The sequence below is a fragment of the Novosphingobium sp. genome, assembly GCF_965229225.1.
Lineage (GTDB): Bacteria > Pseudomonadota > Alphaproteobacteria > Sphingomonadales > Sphingomonadaceae > Novosphingobium.
Genome location: NZ_OZ245867.1, coordinates 86,834 through 102,163, shown reverse-complemented (window position 1 = coordinate 102,163; position 15,330 = coordinate 86,834). Strand labels below are relative to the sequence as shown.

The 15,330-nt window shown below is 67.0% G+C and carries 7 protein-coding genes; 5 read left to right on the top strand and 2 right to left on the bottom strand.

The window, feature by feature from the left end; translation table 11 throughout:
- Positions 1 to 234: 234 nt before the first annotated feature.
- Both ACO06X_RS00390 and ACO06X_RS00385 read left to right on the top strand, forming a co-directional pair.
- A complete protein-coding gene (locus ACO06X_RS00390; protein WP_421838055.1) occupies positions 235 to 2,775 on the top strand; it encodes a glycoside hydrolase family 3 N-terminal domain-containing protein in 2,541 nt (846 codons plus the stop codon).
- 101 nt (positions 2,776 to 2,876) lie between these two features.
- Positions 2,877 to 6,278 (top strand): glycosyl hydrolase 2 galactose-binding domain-containing protein, encoded by a 3,402-nt coding sequence (locus tag ACO06X_RS00385; RefSeq protein ID WP_421838054.1) that lies wholly within the window; start codon positions 2,877 to 2,879, stop codon positions 6,276 to 6,278.
- A gap of 186 nt (positions 6,279 to 6,464) precedes the next feature.
- On the opposite strand, the gene ACO06X_RS00380 is transcribed toward ACO06X_RS00385, so the two are convergent.
- Together ACO06X_RS00380 and ACO06X_RS00375 are read right to left on the bottom strand one after the other, a co-directional pair.
- Positions 6,465 to 8,654 carry a molybdopterin cofactor-binding domain-containing protein gene (locus ACO06X_RS00380; protein WP_421838053.1) on the bottom strand — a complete coding sequence of 730 codons (2,190 nt, stop codon included), beginning with the start codon at positions 8,652 to 8,654 and terminating at the stop codon, positions 6,465 to 6,467.
- Positions 8,655 to 8,671: 17 nt separating this feature from the next.
- The gene (locus ACO06X_RS00375; RefSeq protein ID WP_421838052.1) at positions 8,672 to 9,175 is read right to left on the bottom strand and encodes a (2Fe-2S)-binding protein; all 504 of its coding nucleotides are present in this window, start codon (positions 9,173 to 9,175) and stop codon (positions 8,672 to 8,674) included.
- Between the two features lie 193 nt (positions 9,176 to 9,368).
- Between ACO06X_RS00375 and ACO06X_RS00370 the strand changes: the two genes are divergently transcribed.
- The 3 genes from ACO06X_RS00370 to ACO06X_RS00360 are packed head-to-tail and all read left to right on the top strand — an operon-like array spanning position 9,369 to position 15,147.
- Entirely contained in the window at positions 9,369 to 10,556 is a 1,188-nt protein-coding gene (locus tag ACO06X_RS00370; RefSeq protein WP_298170513.1) for an efflux RND transporter periplasmic adaptor subunit, read from the top strand.
- Positions 10,556 to 13,747: an efflux RND transporter permease subunit gene (locus tag ACO06X_RS00365; RefSeq protein ID WP_421838051.1), complete on the top strand. Its 3,192-nt coding sequence runs from the start codon at positions 10,556 to 10,558 to the stop codon at positions 13,745 to 13,747. Before ACO06X_RS00370 ends, ACO06X_RS00365 begins: the two co-directional genes overlap by 1 nt.
- Positions 13,744 to 15,147 (top strand): efflux transporter outer membrane subunit, encoded by a 1,404-nt coding sequence (locus tag ACO06X_RS00360; protein WP_421838050.1) that lies wholly within the window; start codon positions 13,744 to 13,746, stop codon positions 15,145 to 15,147. The genes ACO06X_RS00365 and ACO06X_RS00360 overlap by 4 nt, the downstream gene beginning before the upstream one ends.
- Positions 15,148 to 15,330: the final 183 nt, after the last annotated feature.

The following is a 15,330-nucleotide window of genomic DNA, read 5'->3' as shown; positions in this document are numbered from 1 at the left end:
GTCTCTCCCCTTGAAAGTTGAGCGGCAGCCCCCGCTTTGAACGGGGTGCTGCCGCCTTTCTGATTATCCGGCTACCCGCAGTGCGGATTTGGCCGGAGGCGTGTGGCATGGTTGAAATAAGATCATCTTCGCCGTATTGTCAACGTTGTCATTCACATTACGTCATCATCATGCATTATTGATTTGTCCCGAGAAGGTTCACGAGGCCCGGGCAACGGAGAGGAAAGCCAAGGAATGAAGCGGATTTCGCACCGGAACGGCCACATTGCGGCGACAACCTGGGCGGTAGCCATCGCGGCCTGCCTGACGCCGTCCGCACTCCTTGCAGCGCCCTCCGTTGCCGCGAGCGACTCGGCCGCCAGCGTCCATCCGGAGCAATGGCCGCGAATCGCCTGGCCCAAGGTCGTCACGGACGCGGACGAGGCAAAAATCGCGTCGCTTCTCAAGCAGATGGATGCCGCCTGCAAAGTCGGGCAAGTGATCCAGGGCGATATCGCGAGCCTCACGCCGGAGGACGTGGCGCGCTACAATCTCGGCTCGGTGCTCAATGGCGGCAATTCGGGGCCGGGCGGCAACGACCTCGCGCCCGCCTCCGAATGGCTGAAGTTTGCGGACAAGTTCCATGCCGCCTCGATTCGCGGCCGCCCCGGCTGCCCGGCCATTCCGGTGATCTGGGGCACCGATGCAGTCCACGGCCACAGCAACATCATCGGTGCCACGCTGTTCCCCCACAATGTCGGCCTGGGCGCGATGCGCGATCCCGATCTGATCGAGAAGATCGGCGCGGCCACCGCCGCCGAGATCCGCGTCACCGGGCAGGAATGGACCTTCGCACCCACTGTCACCGTGCCGCAGGATTGGCGCTGGGGCCGCGCCTACGAAGGCTATTCCTCCGATCCCGCGCTCGTCGCGAGCTATGTCGGCCGCATGGTGCGCGGCCTGCAAGGCCCGCCGACCACCGACCGCGTGCTCGCCGGCCCCCACGTCATCGCCAGCACCAAGCACTTCCTTGCCGATGGCGCGACCACCGATGGCCACGATCAGGGCGATGCGCAAATCGATGAGACCACGCTGCGCCTCGTCCACGGCGCGCCCTATCTCCCCGCGATCGAAAACGGGGTCGCCACCGTGATGACCAGCTTCTCGAGCTGGAACGGCGTCAAGATCGCCGCCAACAAGGGCCTCGTCACCGATGTGTTGAAGGACCGCCTCGGCTTTGGCGGATTCGTCGTCACCGATTGGAACGCGCATGGCCAGATCCCCGGCTGCACCAACGCCAGCTGCCCGCAGGCCCTCCTCGCCGGGGTAGACATGTACATGGCGCCCGATAGCTGGAAGCCGCTCTACGCCAGCCTGCTGAAGCAGGTTCAGGACGGCACCGTCCCCATGGCCCGGCTCGACGACGCCGTAAGCCGCATCCTGCGCGTCAAGCTGCGCCTCGGCCTGTTTGAAATGGGCGCGCCGTCCACCCGGCCCCTTGCCGGCCAGTGGAACCTCCTCGGCAGCCCGGAGCACCGCGCGATTGCCCGCGAGGCTGTGCGCAAGTCGCTGGTCCTGCTCAAGAACATCGGCGTTCTACCGCTGAAGAAGGGCGCGCGCCTGCTCGTCGCGGGTGACGGCGCGGACGATGTCGCCCGCCAGTCCGGTGGCTGGACGATCACCTGGCAGGGCACCGGCCTCACCCGCGATCTCTTCCCCGGCGCGACCACGCTGTGGGAAGGCCTCAAGTCCGCCGCCGAAGCCTCCGGCGGCAGCGCCCAGCTCGCGCCCGATGGCCGCTTCACCCAAAAGCCCGATGCCGCAATCGTCGTCTTCGGCGAAACGCCCTATGCCGAGTTTCAGGGCGATATCCGCTCGCTCCAGCTGCGCAGCGATCTCACCGGCCCGCTTGCCACGATGAAAGCGCTGAAAGCGCAAGGCATCCCCGTCGTCGCGGTCATGCTCACCGGCAGGCCCTTGTTCGTGAACCCGGAGCTTAACGCCGCCGATGCCTTTGTCGTCGCCTGGCTGCCGGGCTCGGAAGGCGGCGGCGTCGCCGATGTGCTCTATGCAAATGATGGCGCAGACTTCACCGGCCGCCTCCCCACCGCCTGGCCGCGCACCGCCCGGCCCGGCGACGATCCGCTCTTCGCTTATGGCTACGGCCTGTCGATGGCCGGCGGCCCCGCACCATGGACGGGTCTGCCCGAGGACGCTGGCGTCGCTGCCGAGGCCCTGCCCGGCGTCTTCGTCCAGCGCGGACAGGCCGCCCCCGGCTGGTCGCTGGTGCTGACCGATCTGGCCGCCGCGCCGCACACGGTTGGCCCCGTTCCTGCGTCCACCGCGGGCCATCGCCTGACCATCGCCGCAATCGACAAGGATGTGCAGGAAGGTGCGCGGCGCATCACGCTGGCCGCTGGAACTCAGCCCGCCACGATTGCGCTTGAGGCCGCCACGCCGCAGGATCTTGCGCGTGAAACCAACGGAGATGTCCTGCTGCTGATCACCATGCGGCTTGATGCCAGGCCCGGCGCGCAGGTCACCTTGTCCGCCCGCTGCGGCAGCGGCCCCTGCGGCGCGCCGGTGGCGCTGCCCGAACTCAACGCCATGCCTCTCGGCACCTGGCAGACCCTCGCCGTCCCGCTGAAGTGCCTGCTTCCCGCGGGATCGGCGAGCCAGGCTGTCTCCAGCCCCCTCGTTCTCACCACGCGCGGCCCGCTCTCGTTCGGGCTCGCCAGCGTGACGCTGGGCACCAAGGGCGATATCCTCGCAAGGTGCAAACCTGTCTCAAAATAATGCATGTATTATGCATTTTAAATTGCCTATGCTGCGTTAAATTGATTGCGTTGTCAGGAACCCGGGCGCATCCAACCCGGGTGCGGGGAGAGAGACGAACCATGCCCACCACCCAGCGCCGTCTGGCGCCGTTCCTCCTTGCTGCGAGCGCGCTCACCGCAACGCCGCTCTGCGCCGAAGTGCCCGACAACGGCGGCCCCTACAATGTCCGCATTCTCGAAGGCGGCATCGGGATCGAGCGCGACCTCCCCGCTGCCAGCCCGATCCTCGCGGCAGGCGCGCCTTTCACGCTGTCCGCATGGGTTCAGCCCAGCCGCATCCAGCCCGGCGAAGTCACCCTGATCGAGCAGGGCCGCCGCGCCCTCGTCCTCGTCGATGGCCGCCCGGCCCTGCGGCTGGACCAGGCCCTGCTGGCCGCCGCCGCTCCCCTCCCCGCCGGACGCTGGAGCCAGCTCACCGCCACTTATGACGGCAAGACGGCGCGCCTCTTCATCGACGGCAAGCCCACAGGCCAGCAAGCCGCCGCCAGCCCCGCCGCCGAACCGCGCATCGCCATCGCCCCGCCGCTGCCCGGCAAGCCGCACTTCGCCGGAGCACTCGCCGCCGCGCAGATCGATGACGCGCTCGGCGATCCCGCCACGCTCTTCGCCGCCCGTCCGGATTTCGCCACCGTCCAGTTCCGCGATGTCGGGGTCGGCTGGCCATTCCAGCGCAAGGCCAATATCGGCCTCACCGAACAGCAGGACCCCTGGCTGCTCCCACATGCCAAGACGCCGCCCAGCGCCCCGCGCGCCGTGCCCATCACGCCCCTGCCAGCACTCGCCCCCACCGCCCCCGGCCAGTGGCAGGTCAATGGCTGGAAACTGATCCCCGCCCCCGATCTCGTCGCACCTGATGGCGCCGCGCTGTCCCGCCCCGGCGTCGATACCGCCAAGTGGCTCGCCGCCCGCGTCCCCGGCACCGTTCTCGCCACCATGGTCGACCGCGGGATCTATCCTGACCCCTATTACGGCCTCAGCAACCTCGCGATTCCCGAAAGCCTCGCCCGGCAGGACTATTGGTATCGCACCAGCTTCACCCTCCCCGCCGAAGCCGCCGGCAAATCCCTCGCCCTGCGCTTCGACGGGATCAACTACGCCGCCGAAGTCTGGATCAACGGCGAGCGCCAAGGCAGCATGAAAGGCGCCTTCACGCGCGGCCGCTTCGCCTTCACTCCGCGAGCCGGCGAGAACGTCGTCGCCGTCCGCGTCAGCCCCCCGCCGCACCCCGGCATCCCGCACGAACAGTCCGTGAAAGGCGGCGTCGGCGAAAACGGTGGCCAGCTCGCCATCGACGGGCCGACGTTTGTCGCCACCGAAGGCTGGGACTGGATCCCCGGCATCCGCGATCGCAACACCGGCCTCTGGCAGGGCGTCACGCTGGAAGCCACCGGCCCGGTACGCCTCGGCGATCCCCATGTCGTCACCGACCTGCCCTTGCCGCGCACAGACAGCGCGGACATCACGATCATGGTCCCTCTCACCAACGCGGCCAGCCAGCCCGTCCCGCTTACTATCACCGCTAAAATCGGCGAGATCACTCTCACCCGCGCGCTCACCGCCGCGCCCGGCGAAACCACCGTCACCTTCTCGCCCGCCACCGATACTGCGCTCCACATCGCCAATCCGCGCCTCTGGTGGCCCAACGGCTACGGCGATCCCGCGCTCTACAGTCTGACCATCACCGCCGCCGCCAGCAGCGCGCCGTCAGACACCCGAACCCTTCGCTTCGGCATCCGCGAAATCAGCTACGAACTCTCGCTGTTCGGCAGCGATGGCCGCCTGAACCGCGTCGAAGTCGATCCCACCGATGCCAAGCCCGGCGAACGCCCGCTGATCGACGTGCGCCACGCCGCCATCAAGCAAACCCCGCTCGGCTGGGCGCAAAGCCTCACCCCCAGCGGCGAGCACTCCCCCGCCGTCCGCCCCGTCCCGCCCTCCATCGCGCTCCCCCACCTCACCTTGCGCGTCAACGGCGTGCGCATCGCCGCGCGCGGCGGCAGCTGGGGCATGGACGATGCGATGAAGCGCTTCGGCCGCGCCGAGCTCGAACCCTATTTCCGCCTTGAGCGGGAAGCCCACATGAACGTGATCCGCAACTGGATGGGCAACAACACCGAACCCGCGTTCTACGACCTTGCCGACGAGAACGGCATGATGATCCTCAACGACTTCTGGCAATCCACGCAGGATTTCCAGATCGAACCCGAAGACCCCCAGCTATTCCTCGCCAACGCGGCAGACACCATCGCGCGCTATCGCAATCACCCCAGCATCGTGGTCTGGTTCGGCCGCAACGAAGGCGTCCCCTACCCCGCGCTCAACGAAGGCCTCGATGCACTGGTCACGAAGCTCGATGGCACCCGCTGGTACACCGGCTCGTCCAACGTCGTGAACCTGCAAGGCTCCGGCCCCTATAACTACCGTCCGCCCGAAGGCTATTTCACCGATCTCGCCTCAGGCTTCTCGGTCGAAACCGGCACGCCCAGCCTCGCCACCCGCGAAGCGATCGAGGCCAGCGTCCCTGCCGCGGATCGCTGGCCGCTCGGCGACACCATGGCCTACCACGACTGGCATTTCAGCGGGAACGGCGACACGCGCACGTTCATGGATACGCTGGCCCAGATGTTCGGCCCAGCAACCAGCCTCGCCGAATTCGAGCGCAAGGCGCAGATGATGAACCTCGAAACGCACAAGGCGATGATGGAAGGCTTCGTCGGCCACCTCTGGACGAAGAACTCCGGCCGCCTGTTCTGGATGACCCACCCCTCGTGGCCGTCAAACGCCTGGCAGCTCTACAGCTCGGATATGGACACCCACGCCGCCTACTACGGCGCCCGCACGGGGGCCGAGCCGGTGCACATCCAGCTCAATCTGCCGGACAACCAGCTCATGTTGATCAACACCACGCGCGGCGATCTGCCGGGCCTCACCGCACGGATTCGCGTGACCGATCTTGCGGGCCGCACGCTGCTCCAGCAGGAAAAGGCGCTATCTGCCCCTGCCAACACGGCAACCGAAGCGGGAACGGTCGATCTCGCCCCGCTCATGGCAGGCGGCGGCATGGCCCTCGTCGCGCTGGAATTGGCCGATGCGAACGGCGCGCTGCTCAGCCGCAACTTCTACTGGCGCGGCCGAGATCCCGCTGCCTACCGCGAACTGAACGCGATGCCGCCCGCCACGATAGCGCTGAAGGCGAAGTCCGCTGCCCCGGTCGGCGAAGATCTCCCACTCGCTCTCACGCTGACCAACACCGGCAAGACCCCCGCGCTCGCGATCAAGCTCACCGTCCTCGACAAGGCCGGCGCACGCGTGCTCCCTGCCTACTACGAGGACAACTATGTCTCGCTTATGCCGGGCGAAGAACGCGCGATCACCGTCCGCGTGCCGGCCAGCGCCAAGCCAGCCAGCGTTGCGATCCGAGGCTGGACCACGCCTGAAGGGGCGGTGAAGATCGCGCCGTGAATGCCAACCGGGCGCTTTGCAGCGGCCCGAAACTGGAATCAGTCCCCACCTCCTCGTCATTCCCGCGAAGGCGGGAATCCAGAGCGGCCAACCACAGCGCCAGCGGCTCTGGATTCCCGCCTTCGCGGGAATGACGAACGATGGGGCAAGTTCACCCCGTCACCCGGGGCCCCGCTAACCGTCCCCTCAAGCCTTCGCCTGATCCCTGATCGGCAGCGAGCGCACCCGCTTGCCCGTCAGCGCAAACAGCGCATTCGCCAGCGCAGGCGTCGCAGGCGGCAGGCCCGGTTCGCCAATGCCGCCCATTTCCGCGCCGCTGTTGATGAAATGGACATCAACCGTCGGCGCATTCGCCAGCTTGAGCACTTCATAGTCGCTGAAGTTGCTCTGTTGCACCGCGCCCTTGTCGACGGTGATCGCCTCACCGATGCCGGACGAGAGCCCCATCACCAGCCCGCCGAGGATCTGCCCTTCGGCGGCGGTCGGGTTCACCACTGTGCCGCAATCAACCACGGCCCACGCCTTGTGCACCTTGGGCGTACCGTCCTCGGCGAGCGAGGCCTCGATCACCTGCCCGACGATCGTGTTGAAGCATTCCACCACCGCCACGCCGCGCGCGCGGCCCGGTTCGAGCGGTGAGCCCCAGCCGCTGCGCTTCGCCACTTCTTCCAGCACCGTGCGATGCCGCCCGGGCTTCAGGTGCTTGAGGCGGAACTCGACCGGATCGGCGCCCGCCGTATGGGCAAGCTCGTCCATGAAGCTCTCGGTCGTGAAGCCATGCTGCGTGGCGTTGACCGAACGCCATGCGCCGACCGTCTGGTTGGAAACCTGCTTGAAATGCCGCCGCGCCACAGCCGGCACGTCATAGAAGAACGGCACTTCGCGCAGGCCGTCTTCCGGCTGGGCGAAGTCGTTGCGCCACGCCGTGATCTTGCCATCGGCCCCGAGCGCCGCCGTCAGCTTCGCCGAGCTTTGCGGACGGTACGCGCCTTGTGACACTTCCTCCTCGCGCGACCAGATCAGCTTGACCGGGAACGGCACCTGCATGGCAACGCGCGCCACCTGATCGACAATCTCCATGTACATCGGCAGACGGCGGCCGAAACTGCCACCGATCAGCATGGGATGGAACGTCACCTTGTCCGCGCTCAGGCCCGCCGCGCTGGCCGCTGCCGCCTTGGCACCCAGCGGATCCTGCATCCCGCCCCACAGATCGAGGTGCCCGTCCTTGTAATGCGCCGTCAGCGCAAAGGGCTCCATCATCGCGTGGTGGAGGAAGGGCATCTTGTAGTCGGCATCGAGCAGTTTCACGCCGTCAGCCTTGAGCGCGGCATCGACATCGCCTTCGCCTGCGGTCTTGGTCGGCTTGCCCTCGGCGCGCAGCTTGTCCTGCTCGGCGAAGATCGTGGCCGTGGTGATGAGCCCGTTGCCGCCGTCGCTGAACTTGGGCGCCAGCGCGCGGGCGCCTTTCAGCGCCTGCCAGTAGCCCTTGGCAACGACCACGACGGCGCTTTCAAGGCTGATCACCTTCTCGACGCCGCCAATCGCCATGGCCGGTGCCGGATCGACCGAAAGCAGCTTGCCCCCGCGCACCGGCGCCGCGATCACCGTCGCCACCCGCATACCGGGCTTCGTCACGTCCATGCCGTATTGCGCGGTGCCGTTGACCTTCGCCGGAATGTCGAAACGGGGAACCGACTTGCCCATGTGCTTGAAGTCTTTGGGGTCCTTCAGCGCGACCTTGGTCGAAAGACTCCGCGTCGCCGCCTCCGCCGCCAGTTCGCCATAACGCAACGACTTGCCGGACTTGGCGTGGACCACCTTGCCGTCCGCCGTCGTCAGCTCGCCAGCCGGAACGCCCATGCGCCCCGCCGCCGTCTCGATCAGCGCCGCCCGCGTGCCTGCGCCCAGCACCCGCAGCCCCTGCTGCCCGGTGAAGCGCAGCGCCGAGGAGCCGCCGGTGATCTGCAGGTTGAGCTGGCGCGCGACCATGCCCAGCAGAGACATCGGCATCGCGCCGATGATGCCGGGATAGCCGCTCATTTCGGAAAGGAAGCCCTTGCCCAGCACCACGTTGGCGAACGCCGATTCCGCCGGCGCGGAGACGACCGAAAGCTTGCTCCAATCAGCATCCAGCTCTTCGGCCAGCATCTGCGCAAGGCCGGTGTTGGAACCCTGCCCGATATCGGTGTGCGGCGAATAGATGGTGACGGTGTCGTCCTCGCCGATGCGCAGCCAGGTGCCGAAATTGTGCCCGCCCTTGCCGTCGGTCAGCTTGGCGGCCTGCGACTTGGCCGAGCTGTCGCCATACTGGACTGCGAAGATGCCGCCGCCAACCAGTGCCGCGCCGCCAATCAGGAATGTTCTGCGGATCATGCCCATGTGCTTGCTCCTCAGGCGGGGTTGGTGGCGGGCGTGGCGGGGGCCGCGGCAGGCGCAGCAGCCGTGCCGGCCACATCGTGGATCGCCGCGCGGATGCGGGGATAAGTCCCGCAGCGGCAGATATTGGTCATCGCTGCATCGATATCGGCGTCGGTGGGCTTGGGCGTCTTCGCCAGCAGCGCGGCCGCTGCCATGATCTGCCCCGATTGGCAGTATCCGCACTGCGGCACCTGATGCGCGATCCACGCCTGCTGCAAGGTCGTCAACGTGCCCCCTGCCCCGGAGAGGCCCTCGATCGTGGTAATCGATTTTCCGGCCACATCGCTTACCGGCACGCTGCACGATCGGGTGATTTCCCCGTCAACATGCACGCTGCATGCACCGCAGGCTGCGATCCCGCACCCGAACTTGGTGCCGGTCATCCCCAGCTCCTCGCGGATGGCCCAGAGCAGCGGCGTATCCGGCTCGACTGCGAAGCTGACCGGCTTTCCGTTAACCTTTGCCTCGATAGCCACGATTACCCACTCCCCTGGAAGCATTCACTGCGTTGCGTGTCGCAATAGGTCGCTTTTAGCAACGGATTTCAGCCTGCGCCACTGCCAAGACGGAACCTGTTCAAGCACGTCGAATTTGCTCCAGCCGCCGGGGGCCTCTCGCTGCACCGCAGCAACGGTTGCGCTGTAACCGGCATGCCCATACTTTGAAGGCGTGCGCCGAATCATCCTCCCCCCGCTTTTCGCAACTGCGGCGCTCGCCGCCTGCTCCCCCTCAGCCCCGCCTCCGCCGCCCAAGCCCCATGTCTCGGTTGCCGTGCCGCTCAAGCGTCAGGTCGTGGATTGGGATGACTATGTCGGCCGGTTCGAGGCAGTGCAGGATGTGGAGATCCGTCCGCGTATCTCCGGCGCGGTCGATAGCGTGAACTTCCGCGAAGGCGTGGAGGTGTCCAAGGGCCAGGTGCTCTTCACCATCGATCCGCGCCCCTATCGCGCCGCCGCGCAGCAGGCCCGCGCCGATCTCGCCAAGGCGCAGGCGCTCGTCACCAATGCCCGCACCGAACTGGCCCGCGCGCAGAAACTCGTCGATGCGCAGGCGATCAGCCGCGAGGAGTTCGAGACCAAGGAAGCCAATCTGCGCAGCGCCGTGGCCGCAGCCGGGGCGGCCCGCGCCAACCTTGAGGCGAAGTCGCTCGATCTGTCCTTCACCACGATCCGCTCGCCGATCAGCGGCCGCATATCGGACAAGCGCGTTTCGATCGGCACTTATGTTGCCGCCGGGCAGACGGTGCTGACCCGCGTCGTCACGGTCAATCCGATCCGCTTCGCTTTCGAAGGCGCGGAAACCTTCTACCTCAAATATGTCCGCCAGGCCCAATCGGGCGAGCGCGAATCCTCGCGCTATGCCCCCAATCCGGTCGACATCAAGCTGGCGGATGAAACGAACTATCGCTGGCACGGGTTGATGAAGTTCGTCGACAACGCGATCGACCGCAATTCGGGCACGATCCGCGCCTTTGCCGAAGTCGACAATCCCACCGGCTTCCTCGTCCCCGGCATGTTCGGCCGCGCCCGCCTGCTGGGGTCGGGCACCTACAGCGCGCTGCTGGTGCCCGATGAATCCATCGTCACCGACCAGACCCGCCGCTTCGTCTATGTCGTCGGCAAGGATGGCAAGACGGTTCAGCGCAACGTCGAAACCGGCCCGCTCGTCGAAGGCCTGCGCGTGATCAAGACCGGCCTGGCGCCCAGCGAGAAGGTCATTCTCGATGGCCTTGCGCGGCTGCAGCCGGGCATGGACGTCGATGCCAAGGTCATCCCGCTGAAGCCCCGCGCGGCGGCGGATTCGCCTGCTTCCAACGCCATCAAGGCACCTGCTGCGGCCGAGGCAACGGCCAAGTAATGCGCCTGCCGCATTTCTTCATCGACCGGCCGATCTTCGCGGCGGTGCTGTCGATCCTGATCGTGATCATCGGGGGAATCGCCTATCCCTCGCTGCCCGTCGGCCAGTACCCGGAAATTGCCCCGCCCACCGTCGTCGTCTCGGCCAACTACCCCGGCGCAACCGCCGAAACCCTGGCCGAAACCATCGCCGCCCCGCTCGAGGAATCGATCAACGGCGTCGAGAACATGATCTACATGCAGTCGTCCTCCACGGGCGACGGCAACGTTTCGATCACCGTCACCTTCAAGGCGGGCACCAATGTCGATCAGGCGCAGGTGCTGGTGCAGAACCGCGTCGCCACGGCAGAGCCGCGCCTGCCCGAGGAAGTCCGCCAGATCGGCGTGACGGTGCGCAAGAACTCGCCCGACCTGCTCATGGTGATGAACCTCTATTCGCCGGACAAGTCGCTCAGCCAGCAATACGTGGCGAACTACGCGACGCTGCAGGTGGTCGACCGGCTGAGCCGCGTGCCCGGCGTGGGCGGCGTGCGCATCATCGGCGGGCGCGATTACAACATGCGCGTGTGGATCGATCCCGATGCAGCCGCCAGCCGCAATCTCACGGTTGACGAGATCATCGCCGCGATCCGCGCCCAGAACGCGCAAGTCGCCGCCGGCTCGGTCGGCCAGCCGCCGTTCAACCAGGGCGGCACCGCCTTCCAGCTCGGCATCCAGACCACCGGACGCCTCACCACGACCGAAGAGTTCGGCGATATCATCATCAAGCGCTCGGATGATGGCCGCCTCACCCGCCTCAGCGATATCGCCCGCATCGAACTCGGCGCGCAGGACTACGGCACCAACGCCTATCGCGACAAATACCCGTCGATCGGCGTCGCCGTCACCCAGCTCCCCGGCTCCAACGCGCTCAAGACCGCCGCTGCGGTCGAGGCGGAGATGGAAGCGCTGTCGAAGGCCTTCCCGCCCGGCCTGATCTACTCCATCCCCTACCACCCGACCGAATACATCAGCGCCTCGATCGCCGCGGTGGAAGAAACACTGTTTGAAGCGATCGTGCTCGTCGCGCTGGTCGTGCTGGTGTTCCTGCAGAGCTGGCGCGCCTCGATCATCCCGATCATCGCGATCCCGGTCTCGCTCGTCGGCAGCTTCGCGGCGATGGCCGCGTTCGGCTTCAGCCTCAACAACCTCTCGCTATTCGGCCTCGTGCTCGCCATCGGCATCGTGGTGGATGACGCGATCGTCGTGGTGGAGAACATCGAGCGGCTGATGGAAGAAGGCCTCGCCCCGCGCGAGGCTGCACACAAAACGATGGACGAGGTTTCCGGCGCTCTCATCGCCATTGCGCTGGTGCTGTGCGGGGTGTTCATCCCCACCGCCTTCATCCCCGGCATCTCGGGCGCGTTCTACAAGCAGTTCGCGCTCACCATCGTCAGCGCCACCGCGATTTCCGCCTTCGTCTCGCTCACCCTTTCGCCGGCGCTCGCCGCGCTGATCCTCAAGCCCAAGAGCCACGAGGAAACCGCGCCCCCGGCGGGCTGGCGCGGCCTGCCGGTGCGCTTTGCGCGCAGCTTCAACCACGGCTTCGAACGCCTGTCGGTGCGCTACGGCAAGCTGACTGCGCGGCTGGTGCGCGCGCTCGGCATGATCGGCATCGCCTATGTGCTGCTCCTCGCCATCGCCGGCTGGCGCTTCTATGCAACGCCGACCGGATTCATCCCCGCGCAGGACCAGAGCTACCTGATCGGCGTCGTCCAGCTGCCGCCGGGCGCTTCGCTCCAGCGCACCGACGAGATTGTCCAGCAAGCCGCTGCCATCGCGCGCCAGAACCCTTCGGTGAAGACCACCATCGCGTTTGCCGGCTTCGACGGCGCGACCTTCACCACCGCGCCGAACGCTGGCGCGATCTTCATCACGCTCAAGGATTTCGACCACCGCACCGCCTCGTCGGATCAGGTCGCGAACGAGCTGCGCAAGGCCTACGGCGCGATCACTGCGGGTAACGTCCTCGTCGTGCCGCCCCCGCCCGTGCGCGGCATCGGCACCGGCGGCGGCTTCAAGATGATGATCGAGGACCGCTCGGGCGCAGGCTATGCCGCGCTCGAAGGTGCCGCCTTCAAGATGATGATGGCCGCAAATCAGGAACCCGGGCTCAATTCGGTCTTCACCACCTTCAACACCAAGACCCCGCGCCTCAAGGCCGATATCGACCGCGAGCGCGCCGAGCAGATCGGCGTGCCGGTCGAGCGCGTGTTCTCCACGCTCGGCACTTATCTCGGCAGCACATACGTCAACGATTTCAACTTCCTCGGCCGCACCTTCCGCGTGACGGCGGAGGCCGACGCGCCCTACCGCGACGATATCGGCGATATCCTGCGGCTCAAGACCCGCTCAGCCTCGGGCACGATGGTCCCGCTCGCTGCGGTGATGACGCTCAAGAACGACAGCGGCCCCTACCGCGTCGTGCGGTTCAACCTCTATCCCGCCGCCGAACTCCAGGGCGATACCAAGCGCGGCTTCTCCTCGGGCCAGTCGCTCACCACCATGGACAAGCTAGCCAAGGCCAACCTGCCCGCCGGGTTCACCTATGAATGGACCGAACTGGCCTTCCAGCAGCAGCAGGCGGGCAACACCGGCAGTCTCGTCTTCGGCCTCGCGGTGATCTTCGTGTTCCTCCTGCTCGCCGCGCAGTATGAAAGCCTCGTGCTGCCGCTGGCGGTGATCCTGATCGTGCCGATGTGCCTGCTCGCGGCCATCGTCGGCGTCGGCCTGATGGGGCGTGACAACAACATCCTCACCCAGATCGGCCTTGTCGTGCTGATCGGCCTTGCCGCGAAGAACGCGATCCTCATCGTCGAGTTCGCGCGGCAGGGCGAGGACGACGGGCTGGAACCCCGCGCCGCCGCCGAACGCGCCGCGCACCAGCGCCTGCGCCCGATCCTGATGACCTCGATCGCCTTCATCCTCGGCACCCTGCCGCTCGTCATCGCCACTGGCCCCGGCGCGGAAATGCGCCAGGCGCTCGGCATCGCGGTGTTCTTCGGGATGATCGGGGTGACCGGCTTCGGCCTCCTCTTCACGCCGTCGTTCTACATCATCAGCCGCAATTTCGGCGAACGGGTCGGCGCCATGCTGCGCCGCAAGCCCAAGCCAGTTGACGAGCTTCCAGCCGCTCCGGAGAGCGAGGCATGAAGCGTCTCGCCGCGCTGATCCCTGCGCTTCTCGTTGCTGCCTGCGCCGTGGGGCCAGACTACAAGCGCCCCGCCGCGCTGCCACCCGAACAAGTGCGCCTTACCGAAGCGCTCGAAAGCGGCACGGTCACGCCCTCGCCGCTGCCGGACCAGTGGTGGCAGCTGTTCAAGGATCCGGAGCTCGACCGGCTCGTCACGCAGGCGCTGGCAAAGAACACCGATCTGCGCGTCGCCGCCGCCAATCTCCAGCGCGCCCGCGCAGCGCTCTCCGAAGTGGGAGCCGCGCGCCTGCCCACCTCGACCACCAGCGCGCAATACAGCCACAGCCGCCAGGTCATCCCCGCCTTCGGCCGCGCGATTACCAACGATTTCTTCACGGTAGGCTTCGATGCGTCCTACGAAGCCGATCTCTTTGGCGGGGTGAGCCGCTCGATCGAAGCCGCGCGCGCCGATGCGGCTTCCGCGCAGGCTGCCGTCGATGCCGCGCGCGTTGCGGTCGCCGCTGAAACGGCGCGCGCCTATGCCTCGGCCTGCGGTTTCGGCGAACAGGCCGACGTCGCGCGGGAGACCGAGGCGCTTCAGGCCCGCACGCTCGAACTCACCGAACGCCGCCTTTCCGCCGGCAGAGGCACGCGCAGCGAGGTCGATCAGGCCACCGTCCTTGTCGAGCAGGCCCGCGCGCAGGTGCCGGTGTTCGAAGCCGAGCGCCGCTCCGCACTTTATGCGCTCGCCGTCCTCACCGGCGATCCCCCCGCCGCGATCCTTGACAGCGCGGCGGCCAAGTGCCGCACCGTGCCCGCAGCGAGCGAACCACTCCCCGTCGGCGATGGTCAGTCCCTCCTCGCGCGCCGCCCCGATGTGCGCCAGGCCGAACGCACGCTGGCCGCCGACACCGCGCGCATCGGCGTCGCCACCGCCGCGCTCTATCCCTCGATCAGCTTGCTCGGCAGCGTCTCGCTCGGCGCCACGCGCTTCAGCAATCTCGGCAATTCGGGCTCGGTCGGCTATTCCGTCGGCCCGCTGATCAGCTGGAACTTCCCGCTGAACGGCGCCGCGCGCGCCCGCGTCCGGCAGAACGAGGCGATCGCGCAAGGCTCGCTCGCCCGCTTCGATGCCGCTGTTCTCAACGCGCTCAAGGAAGCCGAACAGGCCCTCGCCCGCGCCGGCGGTGCCACCAGCCGCGAGGATGCGCTGCGCCGCGCGATGAACGCCAGCAGCGATGCCGCCCGCCTTTCGCGCACCCGCTTCGACTACGGCGCGGACAGCTTCCTGCAATTGCTCGACGCCGAGCGCCAGCGCGCCCAAACCCGCGCCGCACTCGCCCAAGCCGAAGCGGACCGCGCCGACGCCCAGATCAGCGTGTTCAAGGCATTGGGCGGCGGCTGGCAGGCCACGCCCTAACCCCGAATAGCCCTCTCCCCTTCAGGGGAGAGGATTGGGAGAGGGGAACAACCGCAACCTCCAGAAAAGCGTATTTCTCGCAGAGACGCTGAGGAAAAGAAGATCGCAAAGAGGTTGATCAAGCGGCAAGGCCGTAATCTGCCTCACTCGTCCTCGCAAACCGCAACGGCCAATTGACAAGGG